The 23,632-nt window shown below is 48.2% G+C and carries 19 protein-coding genes; 18 read left to right on the forward strand and 1 reads right to left on the reverse strand.

Going from position 1 to position 23,632, the window contains the following annotated elements; genetic code table 11:
* The first annotated feature begins 396 nt into the window (after positions 1 to 396).
* From IE117_RS26050 to IE117_RS26130, 17 genes are all read left to right on the forward strand, one after another.
* A complete protein-coding gene (locus tag IE117_RS26050; protein ID WP_189569295.1) occupies positions 397 to 1,806 on the forward strand; it encodes an anthranilate synthase component I family protein in 1,410 nt (469 codons plus the stop codon).
* Between the two features lie 20 nt (positions 1,807 to 1,826).
* Positions 1,827 to 2,216 carry a tautomerase family protein gene (locus IE117_RS26055; protein ID WP_189569298.1) on the forward strand — a complete coding sequence of 130 codons (390 nt, stop codon included), beginning with the start codon at positions 1,827 to 1,829 and terminating at the stop codon, positions 2,214 to 2,216.
* A gap of 33 nt (positions 2,217 to 2,249) precedes the next feature.
* Positions 2,250 to 2,816: an anthranilate synthase component II gene (locus IE117_RS26060; RefSeq protein WP_189569301.1), complete on the forward strand. Its 567-nt coding sequence runs from the start codon at positions 2,250 to 2,252 to the stop codon at positions 2,814 to 2,816.
* A gap of 72 nt (positions 2,817 to 2,888) precedes the next feature.
* Entirely contained in the window at positions 2,889 to 3,878 is a 990-nt protein-coding gene (trpD, locus tag IE117_RS26065) for an anthranilate phosphoribosyltransferase (protein WP_189569304.1), read from the forward strand.
* Between the two features lie 10 nt (positions 3,879 to 3,888).
* Positions 3,889 to 4,707, forward strand: a complete 819-nt coding sequence (gene trpC / locus IE117_RS26070; RefSeq protein WP_189569307.1) for an indole-3-glycerol phosphate synthase TrpC — start codon at positions 3,889 to 3,891, stop codon at positions 4,705 to 4,707.
* The gene (locus tag IE117_RS26075) at positions 4,704 to 5,354 is read left to right on the forward strand and encodes a phosphoribosylanthranilate isomerase (RefSeq protein ID WP_189569310.1); all 651 of its coding nucleotides are present in this window, start codon (positions 4,704 to 4,706) and stop codon (positions 5,352 to 5,354) included. Before trpC ends, IE117_RS26075 begins: the two co-directional genes overlap by 4 nt.
* A 2-nt stretch (positions 5,355 to 5,356) precedes the next feature.
* The gene (gene trpB / locus IE117_RS26080; protein WP_189569313.1) at positions 5,357 to 6,577 is read left to right on the forward strand and encodes a tryptophan synthase subunit beta; all 1,221 of its coding nucleotides are present in this window, start codon (positions 5,357 to 5,359) and stop codon (positions 6,575 to 6,577) included.
* Positions 6,578 to 6,581: 4 nt separating this feature from the next.
* A complete protein-coding gene (locus IE117_RS26085) occupies positions 6,582 to 6,782 on the forward strand; it encodes a hypothetical protein (protein ID WP_189569316.1) in 201 nt (66 codons plus the stop codon).
* A gap of 267 nt (positions 6,783 to 7,049) precedes the next feature.
* Positions 7,050 to 7,352 (forward strand): Dabb family protein, encoded by a 303-nt coding sequence (locus IE117_RS26090; RefSeq protein ID WP_374757982.1) that lies wholly within the window; start codon positions 7,050 to 7,052, stop codon positions 7,350 to 7,352.
* Positions 7,349 to 8,149 (forward strand): tryptophan synthase subunit alpha, encoded by an 801-nt coding sequence (gene trpA / locus IE117_RS26095; RefSeq protein ID WP_189569321.1) that lies wholly within the window; start codon positions 7,349 to 7,351, stop codon positions 8,147 to 8,149. Before IE117_RS26090 ends, trpA begins: the two co-directional genes overlap by 4 nt.
* 157 nt (positions 8,150 to 8,306) lie before the next feature.
* Positions 8,307 to 11,675 (forward strand): coiled-coil domain-containing protein, encoded by a 3,369-nt coding sequence (locus IE117_RS26100; protein WP_189569324.1) that lies wholly within the window; start codon positions 8,307 to 8,309, stop codon positions 11,673 to 11,675.
* A gap of 167 nt (positions 11,676 to 11,842) precedes the next feature.
* Positions 11,843 to 12,283 carry an rRNA maturation RNase YbeY gene (ybeY, locus tag IE117_RS26105; RefSeq protein ID WP_229581508.1) on the forward strand — a complete coding sequence of 147 codons (441 nt, stop codon included), beginning with the start codon at positions 11,843 to 11,845 and terminating at the stop codon, positions 12,281 to 12,283.
* Between the two features lie 85 nt (positions 12,284 to 12,368).
* On the forward strand, positions 12,369 to 14,231 hold the full coding sequence (gene mnmG / locus IE117_RS26110) for a tRNA uridine-5-carboxymethylaminomethyl(34) synthesis enzyme MnmG (RefSeq protein WP_189569327.1): 1,863 nt from the start codon (positions 12,369 to 12,371) through the stop codon (positions 14,229 to 14,231).
* Positions 14,228 to 15,130 (forward strand): class I SAM-dependent methyltransferase, encoded by a 903-nt coding sequence (locus IE117_RS26115; protein WP_189569330.1) that lies wholly within the window; start codon positions 14,228 to 14,230, stop codon positions 15,128 to 15,130. Before mnmG ends, IE117_RS26115 begins: the two co-directional genes overlap by 4 nt.
* Before the next feature lie 114 nt (positions 15,131 to 15,244).
* Complete coding sequence (locus tag IE117_RS26120) at positions 15,245 to 16,858, forward strand: Ig-like domain-containing protein (RefSeq protein WP_189569333.1); 1,614 nt, start codon at positions 15,245 to 15,247, stop codon at positions 16,856 to 16,858.
* 433 nt (positions 16,859 to 17,291) lie between these two features.
* Positions 17,292 to 19,103 (forward strand): tetratricopeptide repeat protein, encoded by a 1,812-nt coding sequence (locus IE117_RS26125; RefSeq protein ID WP_189569336.1) that lies wholly within the window; start codon positions 17,292 to 17,294, stop codon positions 19,101 to 19,103.
* A gap of 24 nt (positions 19,104 to 19,127) precedes the next feature.
* Complete coding sequence (locus tag IE117_RS26130; protein WP_189569338.1) at positions 19,128 to 19,478, forward strand: hypothetical protein; 351 nt, start codon at positions 19,128 to 19,130, stop codon at positions 19,476 to 19,478.
* Positions 19,479 to 20,199: 721 nt separating this feature from the next.
* Here the strand turns inward: IE117_RS26130 and thrC are convergent.
* On the reverse strand, positions 20,200 to 21,498 hold the full coding sequence (gene thrC, locus IE117_RS26135) for a threonine synthase (RefSeq protein ID WP_189569341.1): 1,299 nt from the start codon (positions 21,496 to 21,498) through the stop codon (positions 20,200 to 20,202).
* A gap of 237 nt (positions 21,499 to 21,735) precedes the next feature.
* Between thrC and pruA the strand changes: the two genes are divergently transcribed.
* Positions 21,736 to 23,370 carry an L-glutamate gamma-semialdehyde dehydrogenase gene (gene pruA / locus IE117_RS26140; protein ID WP_189569344.1) on the forward strand — a complete coding sequence of 545 codons (1,635 nt, stop codon included), beginning with the start codon at positions 21,736 to 21,738 and terminating at the stop codon, positions 23,368 to 23,370.
* The last annotated feature ends 262 nt before the right edge of the window (positions 23,371 to 23,632 follow it).

A 23,632-nucleotide genomic window follows, 5' to 3' on the forward strand; every position in this document is an offset into this window, starting at 1 on the left:
GCCCCGCACCGCCGATGGTACCGGTCTCAAAGCCGGCAGAGTAGGTAGCCGCCACTTTTTCATGCAACCCAGGACCGGGCCGCGCTGCACCAGCAGCGCGGCCCGCTTGCGTTACAACCAAATTGTTTTAGAGAAATGTTTGGTAGTTTACCCCTCGTTCTTCTATATTTGCACCCATTAAAACAATACGCGGTTAATCCGCTCTATAAACAGTCTCTATGAATCATTCCCTGAATACCGCATGGTGGTGGCGTTCCTCTCTCCGAGATGAATAGGAAAGCCTTTATGCGTACTCAGCAATAGATACAGACATAAAAAGCGGCTCGCTGTTCATCGGAACGGCGAGCCGCTTTTTTTTATCTAAACCTGAATCCAAAACCCTACTACCTAAAACTGATGACAACCTTTTCCATAAAAACCAGCCACAAGAAACTACTAGCCGACACACTGACTCCCGTTTCGATCTACCTCAAACTCCGTGATCGCTTCGTAAATACGCTATTGTTGGAGAGCTCTGATTACCACGGCAATGATAACTCCTTCTCGTACATCTGCTGCGATCCAATGGCTTCTTTTGCCCTCAACCAGGGAGTGGTCGAGCAGCAGTTTCCCGGCCAGGAAAAGGAAACGCTCACGCTTTCTTCGCCCAGGGAAGCCATTTCAGTCTTGCAGGCTTTCGCTCAACGATTTGAATCCGAACCCAACGCGTTTCCTTTCATCACCAACGGGCTCTTCGGACATATCACTTACGATTCGGTCGCGTATTTTGAGGACATAGACATGCAGCCGACTTCGCCCGAAACCGCCATCGACCAGATTTTTTACCAAGTGTATCGCTACGTGATCGCGATTAACCACTACAAAGACGAGCTCTACATCTTTGAACATAATTATGGCGATGGGAGCACCGGTGAAGGTTTGGAGCAAATCGAGATTATCATCAAGAATCGCAACTTCCCGACCTACACTTTCAAAGCCACCACCGAAGAGATATCCAACGCGACAGATGACCATATGCGCGGTGTCATTCGGACCTGCATAGACCATTGCCATCGGGGCGATGTGTTTCAAATTGTGCCTTCGCGCCGTTTCAGCCGCGATTTTCAAGGGGATGAGTTCAATGTCTATCGGGCTTTGCGCTCCATCAATCCTTCTCCCTACCTATTTTACTTCGACTACGGTAGCTATAAGATTTTTGGCTCTTCACCCGAGAAGCAGATTTTCATCAAAGATGGTCAAGCCGAAATTCACCCCATTGCCGGAACCTTCAAGCGAACGGGCGACGATGCCGCCGATGCTGAAGCGGCCCAAGAGCTCCTCAACGATCCCAAGGAAACCGCCGAACACGTGATGCTGGTGGATCTGGCCCGCAACGACCTCAGTCGGAGCTGTGATTCTGTGAAGGTTGAAACTTACAAGGAGGTACAATTCTATTCCCACGTCATTCACCTCGTTTCCAAGGTAGTCGGAACCATGAAAGAAGGTACAAACCCACTGCAATTGGTAGCCGATACTTTCCCGGCGGGTACGCTTTCCGGTGCTCCCAAGCATAACGCTATGACCATCATTAATGGTTTGGAAACTACCAACCGCAGCATCTACGGCGGAGCCATCGGATTTATGGATTTCAACGGCGATTTCAACCATGCCATCGCCATCCGTACTTTCCTAAGCAAGAATAACAAGCTTTTTTACCAAGCAGGAATGGGGGTAGTGGCCAAATCTGACGTGGAAAGTGAGCTTAACGAAATCAATAGTAAGCTGGCCGCTTTACGAAATGCCATTGGCATGGCTGAAACAATTTGATCTCACTAAGCACATCATCAATGGCACAAGTCAAGATATACGGCCTACAAGAGCATCTGGCTCCGATCAAAACGCAGATTTCCGACTGTGTTCACTCCTGCATCGTGACGGCGTTTCAAGTTCCGGCAAACAAACGTTTTCACCGTTTTTTTGAAATGACGAAGGATAATTTTCACTACCCCGCAGACAGGACAGAACGGTATACGATCATTGAAATTTCTTTGTTCAAGGGCCGTAGTGTGCAAGCCAAAAAGTACCTATACCAACTCCTTTTCACTCGCTTTGAAAAAGACTTTTCGATTTCTCCCCTTGACCTTGAAATTACGCTCTCTGAAACTTCCCCTTGCAATTGGGGAATTCGGGGCAAACCCGGCGACGAATTGACTTTGGACTATTCGATTGCTGTTTAAAACACTTTTGCCTTATTCTTCTCTTTACTATTTATGAAAATTCTGGTTCTCGATAATTACGATTCCTTTACCTATAATCTGGTGTATATCCTGCGGGAGCTGCACGATAGGGTGGATGTAGTCAGGAATGACAAAATCACGCTCGAAGCGGTGGCTGATTACGATAAAATCCTGCTTTCGCCCGGTCCGGGCATTCCTTCTGAAGCGGGTATTATGCAGGATTTGGTACGTCAATACGCCCCTTCCAAAAGCATTCTGGGCATTTGCCTGGGTCATCAGGGCATCGGTGAAGTCTTCGGCGGCGCGCTGGAAAATATGACAGATGTACTACATGGCATCAGCGACCAAAATATCGTGACCGACCCCACTGAACGTCTGTTCAAAGGCCTTCCTCCGCAATTCAGCGTGGGCCGATACCATTCCTGGACGGTTGTCCCTGAAACCGTACCCGATACAATGACGATTACCGCCCTGGATGATAAGGGCCGGGTGATGGGCCTTTCGCATAAGCAGTTCGACGTGCGCGGACTCCAATTTCACCCTGAATCCGTGCTAACCGAGTACGGTAAAGAAATGCTGCAAAACTGGCTGAACGCTTGAAAAAGTTGAAACAGGGCGCCCCGAGGCGTTGAAAAATATAAACTCTGACTATTGGCAGTATCATTGTTATTCATGAAAAAAATACTCAACCATTTATTTGAATATAAAGCACTTTCCAAGGAGCAATCCAAAGAGGTACTTATGGGTATCGCCAAAGGCGATTACAATACTTCCCAAATTGCGTCTTTCCTGACGATTTACGCTATGCGCAGCGTAACGGTAGCCGAATTGGAAGGCTTTCGCGACGCTATGCTGGAACTCTGCCTGGCGGTAGATTTGGCCGATTATGACCCGATGGACGTCTGCGGAACGGGCGGTGATGGCAAGGACACCTTCAATATTTCCACGCTATCTTGTTTTGTGGTTGCAGGGGCGGGACAGCGGGTGGCCAAGCACGGCAATCACGGCGTCTCCTCGACCTGCGGCTCCTCAACGGTACTCGAATACCTCGGAATAAAGTTTAGCAATGAGCAAGACTTTCTTGAACGGGCGATCGCCGAGACGGGCGTCTGCTTCTTGCACGCTCCTCTATTTCATCCGGCGATGAAAAACGTCGCCCCGGTGCGGCGGGAATTAGGCGTCAAGACTTTTTTCAATATGTTGGGCCCAATGACCAATCCTGCCTTTCCCCAAAAACAGCTTGCCGGGGTATTCAGCCTTGAATTGGCCCGCCTTTATGCCTATCTTTACCAGCAGACAGACAAGAAATTTCTGGTCGTTCATGCGCTGGATGGTTACGACGAGGTTTCGCTGACGGGGTCGTTCAAGATCATTACTCCGCAAGCCGAGCAAGTACTGTCGCCCGCGCAGCTGGGACTTGACACCTTTCGGGCGGAAGCTTTGGCCGGAGGGGAAACCGTCGCGGAATCGGCCGAAATCTTTATGAATGTACTGAATGATAAAGCCACTCCGGCGCAGAAACAAGCCGTCTTAGCCAATGCCGCGCTGGCGCTCCACGCCGCGGATCCTGGCTTAAGCCTGACTGACGCGGTGGCGAAGGCAAAGGAATCCATCGAGAGTAAAAAGGCGTTGGAGAGTTTTCAAAAACTGGTTGATTTGTGATTTCAAAATAATGAACATTTTAGATAAAATCGTCGCCCAAAAACGTATCGAAGTTGCCGCTGCCAAGACTGCTAAGCCGCAAAGTACCCTGGAACGTGATCCGCTTTTTTCGCGCCAAACGCTCTCGCTCGCTGATGCGTTGCGCCAGGCTGATGCGCCCGGTATCATTTCAGAATTTAAGCGGCAGTCGCCTTCCAAAGGAGTCATCAATGGCAATGTAGAGCCGGAAGTGGTTACGGCGGGCTACTCCGCCGCCGGAGCGAAAGGCTTGTCCGTATTGACGGATACACTTTTTTTTGGGGGTAGTTTTTCGGATTTCGAGAAAGCCCGGGCGGCGAATCCGAGCACGCCAATGCTGCGAAAGGATTTTATGATCGATGAATACCAGCTTTTTGAAGCCAGAGCCTTGGGCGCCGACGTGATTCTGCTTATCGCAGCTTGCCTTTCTTCGCAGGAAGTACGGACACTTGCCCAAAAAGCGCATGAATTGGATCTGGAAGTACTGTTGGAAGTACACGACGCCGAAGAGCTCACCCAAAGTCTCTGCGATGAGGTGGATATGGTGGGCGTCAACAACCGCAACCTGAAAACTTTCTCAACTTCCGTAGATACCTCCGCCGAACTCGCCGCGCAGATTCCCGACCGCTTCGTGAAAATTTCTGAAAGCGGTCTGAAAGACGCAGAGACGATTGTGCAACTCTTCGAACAGGGCTATCGTGGTTTTCTGATTGGTGAAACCTTCATGAAGACGCCCGACCCGGCAGCGGCATTAGAATCCTTACAAAAAGACCTTTTTAGGATAATTGAACAAAAACACCTGATTATATGAAATTGAAAGTCTGCGGAATGCGTGATGCTGCTAATATCGAAGCCTTGATTTCTTTGAAACCTGACTTCATTGGATTTATATTTTATGAAAAATCGCCCCGTTACGTAGGGGAGGAGCTGGATGAGGAAATGCTGCTCAATATTCCCTCATCGATAAAAAAGGTGGGCGTATTCGTGAATTCCAACCCTGAACATATCATGAATATGGTGAAGCGCTACGACCTGCAATACGTACAGCTTCACGGTAGCGAAATGCCGGATTTCTGCCGGGTGCTGCGGCAAAAGGGCCTGAATATCATCAAGTCTTTCGCAGTGGACAATGACTTTAATTTCGCAATGTTGAATAATTACAAACCTTTTTGTGATTTGTTTTTGTTTGACACAAAAGGCGAACTACCCGGCGGCAGTGGCGTAGCCTTCGACTGGAACATCTTGCGCGAATACGATCGTGAGAAACCTTTCCTGCTGAGCGGTGGCATCAGCAACGAAAACATCGATCAGCTTCTGGCCATAGCCGCCGATGTCCCAATGTACGGCATCGATGTCAATAGCCGCTTTGAAACGGCGCCGGGTGTAAAGGACATAGAACAGATAGAAAAGATCATCGCCAAAATCCGCATCAAGGAAAAGCAAGAAATAGAAGTTTGATTATGGAAGTATTGGAAGAAAACATCTCGTTTCAGGTTGACGAGAACGGTTACTATGGCCAGTTTGGCGGGGCTTTCGTTCCCGAAATGCTCCATCCCAATGTGGAGGAGTTGCGCACCCGCTACCTGGACATTATGGCGGACCCCGGCTTTCAGGCGGAATTCAACGGTCTGCTGCGTCACTACGTAGGTCGTCCAACACCGTTGTACCTGGCCAAACGACTCTCCGAAAAATTCGGCACGACTATCTATCTCAAGCGTGAGGATCTCTGCCATACCGGGGCGCATAAAGTCAACAACACCATCGGGCAGATCCTGCTCGCACAGCGACTTGGTAAGAAGCGCATCGTAGCCGAAACAGGAGCCGGACAGCACGGCGTAGCCACGGCGACTGTCTGCGCCTTGATGGGCGTAGAATGCATCGTGTACATGGGAGAACTGGACATTGAACGCCAGGCACCTAACGTGGCCCGGATGAAGATGCTCGGGGCTGAGGTGCGGCCCGCTACCTGTGGCTCCAAAACACTCAAAGATGCCACCAACGAAGCTATGCGGCACTGGATCAATAATCCGGCAGATACGCACTATATCATTGGTTCGGTGGTAGGCCCACACCCATATCCCGACATGGTGACGCGTTTTCAATCCGTTATTTCAGCGGAGATGAAGACGCAATTGAAGGAACAAACGGGAAACTCAAATCCTGATTTCGTGGTCGCCTGCGTGGGCGGCGGCAGCAACGCCGCCGGAGCATTTTACCATTACCTGGACGAACCCTCCGTGCAGCTCATTGCTGTAGAAGCCGCAGGGCAGGGGGTGGACTCCGGTCATTCGGCAGCCACGACAGCTTTGGGCAAACCAGGTGTTTTGCACGGCAGCCGCACCATCCTGATGCAAACCGAAGACGGCCAGGTCGTGGAGCCCTACTCGCTTTCGGCGGGCCTTGACTACCCTGGTATTGGCCCCGTTCACGCTCATTTGTTTCAGACAGGCCGGGCTAGATTCCTCTCGGCTACTGACGATGAGGCTCTGAAAGCGTCCTTCGAGCTGGCCCGCATTGAAGGCATCATTCCCGCCTTGGAAACATCCCACGCTTTGGCCATATTGGATCGCATCGGCGCAGGAAAGGACGATGTTGTTGTCGCTGGGTACTTATATGAAGTATCTTTAATCGGCTGTCAGCTTTCAGTCATCCGCTTTTTTAATTCACTCATTCAAAATTAAAACTATGGCTACACTCACCTTACCCGAAGTATTCGACCTGCGCCTTCACTTGCAGGAATTAGAAGGCAAAAAAGACTCACCAGAACTATCGCTGTTTGAACGCTGCGACATTGAGGACGAAATTCTGGCTTTGAAAGAAAAACTTGGTCAGTTTGACCGTCAGAAATTTGACCAAGCCGATGAATGCATTAACTGCTCGGGTTGAGAAGATAACTGAGGTACAAAGCGCGCCTGCCTGTGTGCAGCTTCCCGAAAGTTTTTAGCCTAGGGGAAGTTTAAATAGCTATCATTTTTCACCAATTCCTATACCTGCATATTAATGAAAAAACCCTTCGCCTCAATCACCGCCGGAGCCATTCTGCTCAGCTTTTTTGTCTTTAGTTCTTGCCAAAACGCTGACACAAAAACTGAAACTACTGAATCAGAAACCGAAGTTACTGAGACAACCACCGAATCAACTGACTCAAAAAACATGCTCCGACACGTCGTACTTTTTAAATTCAAAGACTCTTCCACACCTGAGCAAGTCAAGGAAGTGGAAGATGCCTTCCTGGCTTTACCTTCCAAAATTAAAGAAATCAAGTCCCTCGAATGGGGTACTAATAACAGCCCCGAAGGGTTGAATCAGGGTTATACGCACTGCTTCTTCGTAACCTTCGACAGCGAGGAAGACCGTGCCGCGTATCTGCCTCATCCCGATCACAAGGCTTTTGGGGATATTCTCGGCCCGCATCTTGATAAAGTACTGGTAGTTGATTACTGGACGAAAGAATGAACCGAATTGAAAAACTTTTTGCGAGTCAGCCCTCCGGCAATCTGAATGTTTATTTCACGGCGGGTTTTCCCGGGGTGGGGGACACCCGTCGGATTTTATCTGTTTTGCAGGAATCGGGCGCAGATCTGGTCGAAATAGGGATGCCGTATTCTGACCCCGTGGCCGATGGTGAAACGATTCAGTTGAGCAACCAGCAAGCTTTGGAGAACGGCATGACGGTGCGGCTGCTTCTGGAGCAATTGGAAGGAATGCGGGAGGATGGCATTACGTTGCCCGTACTGCTGATGGGCTACATCAATCCGGTTATCCAGTTCGGGATTGAAAGATTTTGTGAGAAATGCGCGGAAGTCGGTGTGGATGGACTGATTTTGCCTGATATGCCGATGGACGTTTATTTGAATGAATACAAGGCTATTTTTGAAAAATACGGTCTCCTGAATATTTTTCTGGTTACCCCGCAAACCTCCGAAGCGCGCATCCGGCAAATTGACCAGGTGAGCTCAGGCTTTATATACACCGTTTCCTCCGCCAGCGTGACGGGCTCTCAATCAGGCGTCAGCGACAACATGGAAGCGTACTTTGAACGTATCGATGCTATGAATCTCCGCAATCCACGCCTGATCGGGTTTGGCATTAAGGACAACGTTACTTTTGAGAAAGCCTGTCGTTATGCACAGGGAGCCATCATCGGCAGCGCATTTATTCGTGTATTACAAGAGAGTCAGGACCTTGGCACAGACATTCCTGATTTCATTCATTCCGTGAAAGCCAATAATCACGCCGGGATTGACGTTTAATAAACACGCAGCTTAGTAAGTTGATTGTCCGAAGCGACAGAAACGAAATTTTCTGTCGCTTCTGCTTTTTTATTTTTATCTTGTTGCTGAATGCGCCGCGCATCACAGCTCGATATTTGCTGCGTACCTAAACAGATCAACCTTAACGTGAAACTATATGGCAGCTTCTACAGCTTCGGCCAGCACTCTACTCCTGAGAATTCAGGAATACCGTCAGAAATATTATCAAAACCGCTTACTCAAAGGCGTTATTTTTTCGGCAGCTCTGTTGTTGAGCGTCTTTCTGGTGTTCAACGCTCTGGAGTATTTCGGGCGATTCAGCTCAGGCATGCGAGGAACCCTATTTTTTGGTTTTCTGGCTGTTCTGCTCTTCTCGCTTTATCAATGGGTAGTTCAGCCGTTGATCAACTTGTACGGTTTGCGGCAACCCATCTCCAACGAAGCAGCCGCCTCGCAAATCGGCCAGTACTTCCCCGAGATTGGCGATAAGCTACTTAACACTTTACAGCTGCAATCTCTCACCGGACGGCAGACCGATCTGATTGAAGCCAGCATCAGGCAAAAATCCAATCAGCTCATGGTTGTGCGTTTCGCGGATGCCATTCGCTTCCAAGAGAATAAGCAATACATTAAATACGCTATTTATCCTCTGGCGGCTATCGCCGTGATTCTGCTGTTCAATCCCAGCTTTTTTACGTCCAGTTCCGACCGCATCATTCATTTTCAGAAGAACTACACTTATGCCCCCTTTACATTCGAGGTAAAGAATAATGAGTTGAAAGCATTCCGCAACGAAGATTTCAAGTTGGATCTGACGCTCAAAGGTGAAGCGCTGCCCCAGGCAGTTTATCTGGTTCAGAATGGTACCCGATTCAAACTCAATCAGGAAGGCGATCGCGAATTTTCCTATACCTTCAAGAATGTGCAGCGTAATGTTCAGTTTTCGTTTGATGCCGCAGGCTTTGCCTCCGAAAATTACGACTTGAAGGTGATCGAACGCCCCAGTCTGCTTTCGTTCGATGTCAATTTGCGCTATCCAGCTTACCTCAACAAACCCGCGGAAGGCCTGGCCAATGTCGGCAATATGACGGTTCCCGAAGGTACCGTGGTAGAATGGAACTTTAATACTTCAGCTACCAAGGCACTTGGTTTGAAATTCGAAGACGATACGCTGCTCTACAAAGCGAAGAATAGAGATGACAAGCGCTTCCAATACCAGAAGTCGATGCGCCGGTCGTCGCAGTACCAGGTGTTGCTGCAAAATGATGATACTCCCAACGCCGAGAAAATCGGGTACTACATCAATGTTATTCCTGATAAGCATCCGGTGCTTTCGCTGGAAAATTTCCAGGATACTACGCTGTACAACTACCTGGTTTTGGGCGGTTCCATTAGCGACGATTACGGTTTTTCACAACTGAAAGTCTTTTACACAATCCATCGGGATGAAAAGCCGGAAGAAAACAAGGTAGCTGCATTGAAAAGCATCAATGTACCTTTCAACAAGACTGTAAACACACAGAGCTTTTACTTTCAATGGTACGTAGATAGCCTCAAATTGGCTCCTGGCGACAAGATCGAGTACTTTGCCCAGGTATGGGACAACGACGGCGTAAACGGCCCAAAAAGCGCCCGTTCACGGACAATCAACTTTGCCGTGCCTAGTAAGGACAAACTGAAAGAAGAGGTTGAAAAATCAGCCAAGCAGACCGAGAAACAGATGGAAGATGCTTTGAAAAAAGCACAGAGCCTGGAAAAGGATCTCGAGAATCTTGAAAAAAGATTGAAGACCAACAAGGATCTGGATTTCCAGGAGCGTAAACAGGTCGAAGATATCATCAAAAAACGGGAGGAGCTGATGGAGCAAGTTCGTTCTCTGCAGGATCAGAATAAGGCGACTAATGAGAAATCCAACCAGTTTAAGCAGCAAAACCAGGAGACTCAAAAGAAGCTGGACCAGTTGCAGAAACTAATGGACGACCTGATGGACGACGAAACCAGCAAACTGTATAAGGAACTGGAAAAACTACTGGAAAAGAAACAGAGCGAGCGCATGACCAAGATGCTTGAGCAGTTGCGCAATAAGGAGAACAATCTTGAAAAAGAACTGGAACGGACGCTGAACCTCTTCAAGAAAATGCAGATGGATCAGAAGATGGAGGATGCCGTTGAAAAGCTGGAAGAACTCGCGGATAAGGAAGAAAAGCTGGCCGAGGAATCCAAGCAAAACGAGAAGACGAAAAATGCCGAAGAAAAAAAGGCTAAAAATGAAGAGTTGAAAAAAGAGCAGGATAAGATTAAAGAGGAGTTCGAGAAGACGAAGGAAGATCTGGAAGAAATAGAAAAGATGGGGGAGGAGATCGATGAGAACCCCGACACCCAAGAAGAGGAGCAGGAGGCCGCCGAAGAGCAAATGGATAAGGGCAACGAAAAACTTGACCAGCAAAAAAACTCAGAAGCCTCGGAGGCGCAAAAGAAAGCAGCAAAGTCGATGAAAAAAATGTCGTCGTCCATGTCGGAGTCCATGATGAGCGCCCAGATGCAACAGATGGAAGAAGACCTCGCTTCATTACGTGATATTCTTGAAAATCTTATCACGCTTTCCTTCGATCAAGAAAAGCTGATGAAAGATTTCAAGGGAGTGAATCTACAGGATCCGCGTTTCGTGACATTGGGCCAGGAGCAACTGAAATTGCAGGATGATGGCAAAATTATCGAAGATAGTTTGTATGCACTGGCGAATCGCGTCATTCAAATCCAGTCGTTCATCACCCGTGAGTTGAACGATATGAAATCATACATGGGTGAGAGCGTTACGAATATCAAAGACCGTCGCCTGAACGTCGCTACCTCCAAGCAGCAATTTGCCATGACCTCCATGAACAACCTGGCTTTGATGTTGAGCGACGTTTTCCGGCAAATGCAACAGCAAATGGCGATGGCCATGGCGATGCCCGGTAAAGGGAAAGGAAAGGGAAAAGGCAAAGGAAAATCGCCCGGTGCCAGCGAGAGGCAACAAGGGCTGAACGAACAACTCAAACAGATGGGGAAAGGCAAAGGACAACAGGGGCAGGATGGCCAAGGTGGTACGTCTGAGCAACTCGCCCGCATGGCTGCCGAGCAGGCTATGATTCGTAAGATGATTCAGGAATTGATGGATTCTCAGAAAGGAACCGAAAACGGCCAGAAGTTTGGTAACGAGTTGAAAGAATTAATGGAGAAGATGGAAGAGTCTGAGACGGATCTGGTAAATAAGCGGGTGAATCAGGAATTGATCAAACGCAACCAGGAAATTGTAACGCGGCTGCTGGAATCGGAAAAAGCCATGCGGGAACAGGGTGAGGACGACAAAAGAAAGGGCGAAGCAGCAGGTGAGATAATTCGACGTCCACCGCCCGCTTTTGAGCAGTACATTCGGGAAAAGGAGAAACAAACCGAACTACTCCGTTCCATCCCGCCAACACTTTCTCCTTTCTACAAACGGGAAGTGGATGCTTATTTCCGCAGAAACGGCTCTGGCCAATAGATTTTTTCGAGCCATATTCCTCACAATTAGCTGTTTCTACATCATTTTTTGTGGTTATATAATGTTATTCTGTAATTCTTTATGTAATTTTCCCGCTTTATAGTAACTCTCATCTTTAATGAGCTACTTACTTGTAGTTTTTCTTTTATCACACACACTAAATATTCATGGCAACCTTAAAATCATTGATCCAGTTCTTCGCGGAGGATGTGGATCACGAACTCCCAAATCCGACCAAAGCCAGACGCTGGCTTAAATTTGTTATCGACCAGGAAGAGCACGAGTTGAACTCACTCAACTACATTTTCTGTTCAGATGAGTACCTGCTCAACATGAACCGTGAGCACCTCAATCACGACTATTATACCGATATCATCACTTTCGACACCAGTGATGAGGAAAAGCAGGTCGAGGGCGAGATCTACATTAGCATTGATCGTGTTAACGAGAACGCTGCGACTGCTAATGTGAAGGAGGATGAAGAGCTACGCCGGGTCATGGTACACGGGGTGCTCCATTTGCTCGGTTATGATGATGACACTGACTCTAACAAGGAGAAAATTCGTGACAAAGAAGATTATTATCTCAAAAATTACAAATACCAATAAAATTTCCACGTGGAACACTTTGTGAATTTTCACAAAAACTCAGAGTCTTGGCGGAAAGCTGAGACTCTTTTTAATTTGAATTAAAATGTTTGAAGAATATGATGTGATCGTGGTAGGAGCGGGGCATGCAGGCTGCGAAGCTGCTGCTGCTGCTGCCAACATGGGATCTAAGGTTTTGCTGGTCACAATGAACATGCATACCATCGCCCAGATGTCCTGCAATCCGGCAATGGGTGGAGTAGCCAAGGGACAAATCGTCAGGGAAGTTGATGCACTTGGTGGTCAGTCTGGAATAATCAGCGACCGAACCATGATTCAATTCCGCATGCTCAACAGATCCAAGGGACCAGCGATGTGGAGTCCGCGCTGCCAAAGCGACCGCCAAATGTTCGCGAACGAATGGCGGGAAACTCTGGAGAAAACACCTAACGTCGATTTCTGGCAAGACATGGTCAGAGAACTGATTGTGAAGGATGGGCGGGCAGTGGGCGTAAAGACGAACTTAGGGATTGAGATAATGGCGAAAAGTGTAGTACTGACCAATGGTACATTTCTCAACGGCCTGATCCACATTGGTGAGAAGAATTTTGGCGGCGGCCGGACAGGAGAGAGGGCTGCGACAGGTATTACCGAACAGCTTGTAACACTCGGCTTCGAAGCAGGAAGGATGAAAACCGGAACACCTCCACGGGTAGACGGAAGATCACTCAACTATGAGTTGATGGAGGAGCAACCTGGCGACGAAGTACCCGGCAAATTTTCCTACGCGGACACAACTTCACTTACTCATCAGAGGAGTTGCTGGATTACCTATACCAATCAGGACGTTCATGATATCTTGAAAACAGGCTTTGACAAATCACCCATGTTTTCAGGCCGTATCAAAGGTCTGGGGCCGCGATACTGTCCTTCGGTAGAAGACAAAATCAACCGCTTTGCCGACAAGGATCGTCATCAGATTTTCGTAGAGCCGGAAGGTTGGAATACGGTTGAAGTATACGTGAATGGCTTCTCAACTTCCCTGCCCGAAGATATTCAGCTTAAAGCTCTGAGGAAGATATCCGGTTTTGAAAATGTGAAGATGTTTCGTCCCGGCTATGCAATCGAATACGATTACTTTCCGCCCACGCAGTTGAAGCTTACACTCGAAACGCACCTGATTGAAAACCTGTATTTCGCCGGGCAAATCAACGGGACCACGGGGTATGAGGAAGCGGCTTGCCAGGGATTAATGGCAGGCATGAATGCCCACTTGAAAATACGCGAGCAAAATCCTTTCGTCTTGAAAAGATCGGAAGCTTATATTGGCGTACTGATTGATGACCTTATCAACAAGGGTACCGAGGAGCCGTACCGGATGTTCACTTCCAGAGCGGAATACCGGACGCTACTCCGGCAAGACAATGCGGACATCCGTCTCACGGAACGAAGCCATGCTGTAGGTCTGGCCGACGACAAACGTCTGGAGAATGTAAGACGTAAGATCGCGCAAACGGCGGAGTTGGTAGCTGAGTTAATGAAAATTAAAGTGGCTCCGGAGGTAGTCAACTCTCAGCTGGATGATTATCGCACCTCTCCCATAAAAGACAAAACAACGCTTCATCAGCTTCTGAAAAGACCGCAACTGACGATGCAGGAGATCAGAAAAATCCAGCCACAATTCTCTGACTACCTCGACGGGTTCGAAGAGGATGCTATTGAGCAAACCGAGATCCATGTCAAGTACGACAGCTATATCGAGAAGGAACAAATGATGGTGGATAAAATGAGTCGTATGGAAGACCTGGCTATCGTTGGTAATTTCAATTACGATAAAGTCCAGGCTCTGTCCTTTGAAGGCCGTGAAAAATTAAAGAAGGCCAAGCCCCAAACCATCGGCCAGGCCTCGCGTATCAGCGGCGTGAGCCCGTCAGACATTTCGGTACTTATGATCCATATTGGCCGATGATTCTCGAGACACTTACCCAATGCCCGGTTTGCCAGTCAGCCCGACTAAATGATTTTTTACTGGTAAAAGACCACACCGTTTCACAAGCGAATTTTCGGATCGTATCATGTGACTCCTGTGGATTCAGATTCACAAATCCACGTCCCCCCGCCGAAGAGATTGGGCAATACTACGAATCATCGGAGTACATCTCGCACCATGACGAGGCCCGTGACGTGATGAGCACGATTTACAACCAAGTGCGAAACTACACGACGCAGCAAAAAATCAAATTGCTGGATCGGACCATAGGCAAAAAAGGTAGTTTGCTCGACATCGGTAGCGGCGCGGGATTTTTCCTTTCTAAAGCCAAGGCAGCAGGGTGGCAGGTGAGCGGAACGGAGCCCGATGCGCAAGCCCGCGCCATCGGACGAGGTAGGGTAGGGGAGGACATATACGAAACCATCGATGACCCGTTTTTTGCCAATAAGCAATTCGATGCTATCACCATGTGGCATGTGCTGGAACATGTGCATCGCCTGAACGAAACGGTGAATTGGCTGCACGAGCATCTCAGCGAGAAAGGCAAAGTGTTCATCGCCGTTCCCAATCCCGAATCGGAAGACGCTCAGGTGTTCAAAGAAAATTGGGCTGCCTACGATGTCCCGCGCCATCTTTACCATTTCTCTAAAAAGGCCATGCGGCAATTGGCGGAGAAGCACGGCTTCAAGGTTCAGGAAATCCTACCAATGTGGTTTGATGCTTACTATGTCGGTTTGCTGAGTACCCGATACCAAGCTGGGAAAACCAATCTTCCGCAGAGTATTTGGCAAGGCACAATTTCCAATTGGAAAGGACGGAAATCCAGTACTGGCTTACCCAATACTTCCAGCCTGATTTATGTACTTGAAAAAGCCTAAGGGAAAACTACCATACAAAACCCCCAATACCGCGCGTTGGTATTGGGGGTTTTTAGTTGAATGACCCGCCCGTTTCTGCCTACCTTGCAGTGTCCTTTAAATCTAAAAATTTGCATGAAAAAATATTTGCTGCTCTTACTCTCCCTTATTGTTCTTACTCGCTGCGCCCAGCAGGTTGCCCCTACGGGAGGAAAGAAAGACATCATCGCCCCAACTTTGTTGGAATCAAATCCATCCAACGAAACCCGCAATTTCAAGGGTAAAGAAATCGAGCTATTCTTCGATGAGTACGTTATCGTGGACAATATCCAGCAGAAACTAATCATCACCCCGGAAACCGAAAACCCGTATACCTACAAGCAAAAAGGGACTTCAATACTGCTGGAATTCAAGAAGGAATTTGCGGATAGCACAACCTATACGTTCAACTTCGGTGATGGTATCAAAGACTTTGCCGAACGTAATCCAGCGCAAAACCTCAAATTGGTTTTCAGCACCGGCCCGAATATTGACTCTGCCCGTATCTACGGGACTGTTACGGATCTGCGCTCCAACAAGCCGGTCTTTGATGCGCTCGTAGGACTGTACCAAATCAGGGATACGATCAACCCTGAAAAACAAAAACCCTACTATTTTTCCCGTACCGATAGCAGTGGGCGCTACGCCATCGAAAATGTGCAGGTCAACAAGTACCGCCTCATTGCCACCGATGATAAAAACCGTAACCAGCTTTACAACACCAAAGACGAGCGCGTAGCTTTTCTTGACTCAGCCATCCGGGTTGGCTCCGATTCGGTGAGCTATAATCTGAAACTTTATTTATCTGACGTGACCGCGCCACGCATTCAGCGCACCTCGCCCAAGGTGAACAATTACACGGTCATATTTAACAAAGGGGTGGACAGCGTTGGTGTGCAGTTTCTACGCGACGACTCGCTTACCTATTTACTGGAAAACCCTACGCAGCTTAAATTCTTCAAAGGGGCGAGTACCGCCGACACGACGCTCGCGGTAATTATAGCTCGGGATTCGCTGGGGCAAATCGTGGAGCAACAACAGAAAATTTCTTTCCTCGCACCCCGTGGAAAAGATCGACAACTTGACCCATTCAGTCTGACTACAACGCCGGCTAACGGACAACCTTCGGCGCGCGATTTCAAATTCGTTTTCACTTTTAACAAGCCCATTGCCCGGCTGGATACTCAGCGGATTCAACTCCAGAATGACAGCTTGGACAGGCAGCCCCTTGCGGATTTGAAATTGCGCTGGAATAAGTACCGCAGCGAACTTACGGTGGAGGGCAAGGCTTCAGCGCGGGATTCCATCAAATGGATTATTCCCCAAGGCGCCATCACTAGTGTAGAAGGAGACTCGATTCCCGCTGTCACCTACCGTTATCCGGTTTTGAAGGAAGAGGACTACGGTATTCTGCGCGGCAGGATCATGGCTGACTCGGGAGCGCATTTCATTCTCGAACTGGTCAATGAAGAATTCAGAGTTGTGCGCACAGCGTACTCATCGCCTTATGCTTTCACACAAGTACCTCCGGGAAAGTACCAGTTGCGCATAATCGCCGACCGCAACAACAACCGTCGCTGGGACCCCGGCATTTACAATTCGGGACGTCAACCCGAACCAATTTACTACTTCCCAGACCCGATCGTCATCAAAGCCAACTTCGAGTTTGACGACAACAATTTCACACTACCCGCTAAACCCACTGATTAGTTTTGCTCGAAATGGCGTTTTATGTGCATAACCCTGTGGAAAACGTGTGGGCTATGTGGATAATGGCTCAATCGTTGTGGGAAACCCTGTGGAAAACAAAGCATTAGTGTGGAAAAAAGTGACTCCCCAAATGCCAAGTGGAAAACCTGCCCGCTAACCTGTACTTAACAGGCTGTTGATACACTTCAGGAATGGTGGATAACGTTCGTCGAGTTATCCCTCCACAATTCACAGCGATTTGTGGAAAAAATAAGGTAGAGTTGAAAGACAGGGAATTAGTTGTGGACAAGCTGCCTAAGTGCGTGGATAATTACCTAACTTGTACACAATGAGCCGCACGACTGAAGTGGAACTAGAGTGGATAAAATACTTGTACACATATCCACAGGCCTAATTTAACCTTAATAATAAAAATTTAATATTTATATTATATATGAAAAAGGGTTTTGCGTGGATAACCTTGCTGGCGTTGCTGATCGGGAGTGGAGCGGCGTACTGTCAGACGGATGAGCAGTTGGCTGAGGAGTACTTCAAAAAGGAGGAGTGCGAAAAGGCCGTGACCTACTACGAGAAGATTTTGAAAAAAAACTTCGAGAAGCGGGCGTTAAAAAATTATACCAGTTGTCTGATCAAAACCAAGGAATGGGACGAAGCCGAGAAATTCTTCAAGCGCCAGGTTAAGAGTGACAATCTGAATGCGGCCTGGTATTTGGTGAATTGGGGGATGCTGCTGGAGGCACAGGGAAAAACAGACGGCGCAGAGAAGCACTATGCTGAATCCATCGAAGCATTCGGGCCGCGCGTAGACCTGTATCGTGATTTGGCCGAAGAGTTTCGTGAGATGCAGAAGACGGAGTGGGCCCAACGGACGCTCCAGCGCGCTCGGGAGGTATCCCGCAATGAAAACCTCTACCGCCTTGAAATGGCGAGCGTATATCGCGAATTGAACGAACCCGAAGCGATGATCGCCGAACTGCTATCGTATGGCATTCTGTTTCGCAATACTGAGATCGTCCAGAATATGCTGCAGGATTTTTTGAAGGAAGAAAAAGAGCAGGCGATGCTCGAAAAAGTCCTTTACGATAAAATCCAAAAGAACCCCAACGAAGCCTTCTACAACGAGCTCCTCGTGTGGTATCAAGTGCAGCGTAAGGATTTTTATAAAGCCTTCATTCAAGAACGCGCCCTCGACAAGCGTTTCAAATACAGCGGCACCCGCATTTTTGACCTGGCCAACCTGGCCCTGCAAAACAAGGACTACGAGAATGCCGCCGATATGTTTGAGTACATCGTGAAAGAATATCCCAAGGGGCAGCTTTATCCCTTCGCCCGCCGCATGGCCATCAGCTCGCGCGAGGAGCAGGTCAAAAACACCTACCCGGTCAAGACCGCCGAGGTGCAGAAACTCATTGGCGAGTACCAAAAACTGCTGGATGAACTGGGTACCAATCCCCGCACGCTGGAAGCCCTGCGCAATATGGCCATCCTCCACGCTTTCTATCTTGATGAGAAGGACAAGGCTATCGCAATCCTGAATCGGGCCATCGAAGCAGGTAAAACGGAGAAGGAGTTTGTGGATAAGTGTAAACTGGATTTGGGCGACATCTACCTTTTGGTGGGTGAACCCTGGGAAGCCACGCTCCTTTATTCGCAGGTAGAGAAGTCGCAGAAGGACGATGTACTGGGTTATGAAGCCAAGCTTCGCAACGCCAAGTTGCACTACTACAAAGGCGATTTTGAGCTGTCCAAAGAAGTGCTGGATATCCTGAAAAGAGCCACGACCCGCGAAATCGCCAACGACGCCAACGACCTCAGTCTGCTCATCATGGATAACACGGGCCTCGACACTTCCGAAACCGCCATGCAGGAGTACTCAAACGTTGAGTTGCTGCTATTCCAAAACAAACGCGGGGAAGCGATCGACTCCCTGAAAAGTCTGTTTGTAAAGTACAAAGACCACAGCCTGGCCGACGAAATCCTCTGGCTAAAAGCCAGGACTTACATGAAGCTCGACAGCAACCAACAGGCCCTGGACGACTTAAAGATCATGCGTGAAAAATACAACCTAGACATTCTGGGCGACGATGCGGTCTATACGATGGCCAAACTATATGAGGAAAAACTGAACGATAAGGCAGAGGCGATGAATCTTTACCAGGAGTTACTGGAAAAATACCCGGGAAGTATTTTCGTAGCGGATGCGAGGAAACGGTTTAGGGCATTGCGGGGGGATGCGATCAATTGATTTTCGGAACATCCACTATTAATCATGGAAGATCTCATCACAAAGTACCGGGGATGGGTACTTACTTTCTTCGCGGCTGTATTCTTCTCTATATTAATATCTCCTTCTCGGGTTCGAGACATTAGTTATGACCGATTGCAGAAACTTGTTGAAGAGCAGGAAGTCGCCAGCATAACCATCGTTAAAAGCAATGCAGGAATTAGGGAAAAGTACATAGCTGAAATTTCATTGACCCCCGCTGCGGCAGAAAAGTACAGCCAGCTTGCGGCAGGGATTTCACCCTTCGGGAAGGACTCACATTTCGTATGTTCGATTGGAAATTCAAGGGAGGATGTCAATCGCTGGAAGGATAACTTGCTAAAAGAAGGAAGGTAAGAACTTATATTCACAAGTTGATGCGCCTAATAAGTAGTGTAACTATCTACCTCGCGTTACTATTGGCGCTACCTTATACTGCCTATTCCCAGCTTCGAAAACCGTATGGGAAACCAGTTCGTTGGTCAGCGACTTTCGAAGTAGGCGGGTTAAGTCCAATTGCCTCGGTCAACGCTGAGTATGGAATTATCCAGACGAAACGAAGTTTCGTTACGCTTCGTGGGGGTTTGGGACAAACTTTTTCAGGGTATAGTTTATTGACCTTGCCGCACGCGCTAACGTGGAATCAAGTACTGAGCAGGAAACAAAAGGGATGTCCATCGCAAGGTCCTCGGAATTCTTGGTTTGCTGAACTTGGTGTTGGCGGGGTGTACTTGATTGGTTCACCCGAAGAAACGGATTACCAGTGGGGGCTTATACTTGGAGTACGTTATTACTTTGCATACAACAGAAGAGCAAACGGATTCTGGAAAGTACAACTCACACCGATTATATTATCTGACGAGATCATACCTTGGGGAGGTCTGGGAATAGGATTGATTATTGATTAAACTCGCTGGCGTTTACAAAAAAAGTCACGACGTTATAAGCTGCTACTGTATAAATTTCTTTTTGGGAAATAGAGTTTATCCAAATTTGATCGGCTTTTCTTTTGAATAAACAAGCCCCAATCCCAGCTAGCTCGCTTCTGCGCAAATCTAAGCCGCATCATAACCCCCACTTACCCCAGTAAATAGGCCTTGAAGTCCTGGAAACGCCGTTTCAAGGGAATTGCGTTTTTCTCCAACGAAAGTAAATTTTTGAGCCTTTCCGGGATGTGAACGGAAGAATCAAGCGTTCTTTCCACTAAATCCAAAAATTTGGCCGGATGGGCCGTCGCCAAAAAAATTCCTGTAAAATCTTCGCCCGATTCTTGTCGGTACTTTTGTAACCCTTCATAGGCTACGGCGGTATGCGGACACATCACGTAATCTGTCTGCTCAAAAACTTTCCGCATGCTCGCCTTCGTCGCTTCGTCATCGAAGTAGTAACCCGACACGAGGTCGCGGACGCTTTGCCAGTCGTCTTCGAAAAATCGGGTGAGTCGCACGAAGTTGCTCGGGCTCCCGACGTCCATCGCATTCGAGATTGTTTCGATCGAGGGGAGCGGCTCGTAGGCTTTGCTTTCCAGGTAGCGCGGCACCACGTTGTTCCGATTGGTCGCCGCCACGAAATGTTGCACGGGTAACCCCATGCGGTAAGCCAGTACCCCGGCACTGAGGTTGCCAAAATTTCCGCTTGGTACCGAAAACACCAGCGGCTTGCCGAGATGCTTTGTTTGAGCGTACGCCGAGAAGTAATAAAACGACTGCGGAATAAGTCGCGAAATATTGATCGAGTTGGCCGAGGCCAGATTGTATTTCGCCGTAAGTTCTTGATCCAGAAAAGCTTCCTTCACCAGCCGCTGACAGTCGTCGAAAGTACCATCGACTTCCAACGCGGTAATGTTGTGGCCCAGCGTTGTCAATTGTTTTTCCTGAATCTCGCTCACCTTGCCGCTCGGGTAAAGAATCGTGACCGAAATACCGGGTACTTTGTAAAATCCCTGAGCCACCGCGCCGCCCGTATCGCCGGAGGTAGCGACCAGGATTTTGATTTCCTTCTGGGTTTTGGCCAAAAAATAGGACATCAGCGAAGCCATGAACCGCGCCCCAAAATCCTTGAAGGCCATCGAAGGCCCGTGGAATAATTCCAAAACGTAGTTATCGGGCGTAATCTCGACGACCGGAGCCTCGAAAGAAAACGAGTTTTCCACAATCGTTTCCATGTCACTGTGGGAAAGGTCATCGCTGAGTAAAGTATGACCAACCTCCACCGCAATCTCGTTGAAAGTACGGTTTTCAATAGTATTCAGGAATTCCCTGGAAATCGTCGGAATGGATTCCGGCATGTACAGACCGTTGTCGGGCGGTAAACTTCTGAAAACCGCCTCTTCCAATGAAGCCTTGATACTTTGTGTTTTGGTACTGTAAAACAACATACTAACCGATGATAGGAAATTTAAAATTAGCCGCAAAGCTAAACAAATCGCCCCGTAGGCTGGTCAAGCCAGCAAAGTAATTTTACAAAAAGTACCTAACTTGCCACTATGCTCACGAATTATCTGTTAAAGAGAAAGAGAGTCTAATGAGATGGAATATTTATTTATAATGTGCTGAAATTAAACTAATTATATTGATCTCATTTCTTATCATTCATCAATCATAACTATTTTGCCGTGCCAAAAGGAATCTTCAAAGTACCCCAACCCATCAATGAACCCGTCAAAAGCTACGCGCCGGGTAGTCCTGAGCGAGCCGAGCTGAAAACCGCCTTGGAGACAGGCCGGTCGCAGCAAATCGACATTCCGCAATACATCGGCGGCGAAGAAATTTTCACAGACAAGAAGCACACCGTTTCTCCACCACATGACCACCAACATGTGCTGGGGTACTTTCATGAAGGTGATGCTTCGCACGTCGAAATGGCTATTGAAGCCGCCTTAAATGCGCGCGAAGCCTGGGCTAATATGGCCTGGGAGCAGCGGGCAGCTATCTTCCTGAAAGCCGCTGATCTGATCGCCGGACCCTATCGCGCCAAAATTAACGCGGCCACGATGCTGGGACAATCCAAAAGCGCTTACCAGGCCGAAATTGACTCAGCCTGTGAGTTTATCGACTTCCTGAGGTTCAATGTCAAGTATATGACCGATCTATATGACCAGCAGCCTGAGTCTTCACCGGGTGTTTGGAATCGATTGGAGTACAGGCCCTTAGAAGGATTTGTCTTTGCCCTGACCCCATTCAACTTCACGGCCATCGCCGGCAATCTACCTGCTGCCCCCGCCCTGATGGGCAACGTAGTCGTGTGGAAACCCGCCTTCACGCAGTTGTACTCGGCCAACGTACTGATGGAGGTATTCAAGGAAGCGGGCGTTCCCGACGGCGTCATCAACATGATTTTGGTGGATGGACCCGTCGCTGGAGAAATCATTTTCAAGCACCGCGAATTTGCGGGTATCCATTTCACGGGTAGCACCAAAGTTTTCAACACAATCTGGAAAACAATTGGGGATAACATTGCCAACTACCGCTCATTCCCCCGCATCGTGGGCGAAACAGGCGGCAAGGATTTTGTCGTAGCCCACAAATCAGCCCATCCCAAAACCTTAGCGACGGCGCTGGTGCGCGGCGCATTCGAATACCAGGGGCAGAAGTGTTCCGCCGCTTCCCGGGGGTACATTCCCGCCAATCTTTGGGAAGAAGTAAAGGAATACATGATTGCTGATTTAGAAGAAATCAAGATGGGTGGCGTCGAAGATTTCAGCAATTTCATCAATGCGGTCATCGATGAAAAATCCTTTGACAAGATTGCGGGCTATATAGATGGAGCCAAAAACGGCGGTGACGCCGTAGAAATTGTGGCTGGGGGCAGCTACGACAAGAGCAAAGGGTACTTTATCGAACCTACCGTGTTAGTGGCCAAAGACCCTAACTACGTTACGCTTTGCGAAGAGATTTTCGGACCGGTACTTACTATATATATATATGACCCGGAAAGTTTTGAAGAAACACTGGACTTGGTGGATAGTACTTCGCCCTATGCGCTGACAGGTTCTATATTCGCTCAAGATCGTTACGCAGTTGAGTTAGCCACCAAGCGCTTGGTGAATGCTGCCGGAAATTTCTACATCAACGACAAGCCTACAGGAGCCGTCGTAGGGCAACAACCCTTTGGTGGAGCGAGGGCTTCGGGAACCAATGACAAGGCTGGTTCGATCCTGAATTTGATTCGCTGGGTGTCGCCACGTACTATAAAAGAGACTTTGGACGCCCCAAAAAACTACAAATATCCCTTCTTGCAGGAACCATAATTGGATGATTCTTGTATAATATTTTCCGCTGCCAGGAAAATTAAAAAAACTTGATTTTTTTTTCGGCGGATTTGCAAAAGTGAAAAGGATAGTCTTACCTTTGCAATCCCAATCGCGAAGAGAGGAAGAGGAGATAGCAGATTTGGGGTTTTTGTTCTTTGAAATGATGAAGTAAACCAAAGTGTAGGAAACACTTACCTACAGACAGGCTGCTCAGCGATGAGCGGCCACAAGTTTATAAGTAATTTACCATGGAGAGTTT

The organism is Persicitalea jodogahamensis (assembly GCF_014651615.1).
Lineage (GTDB): Bacteria > Bacteroidota > Bacteroidia > Cytophagales > Spirosomataceae > Persicitalea > Persicitalea jodogahamensis.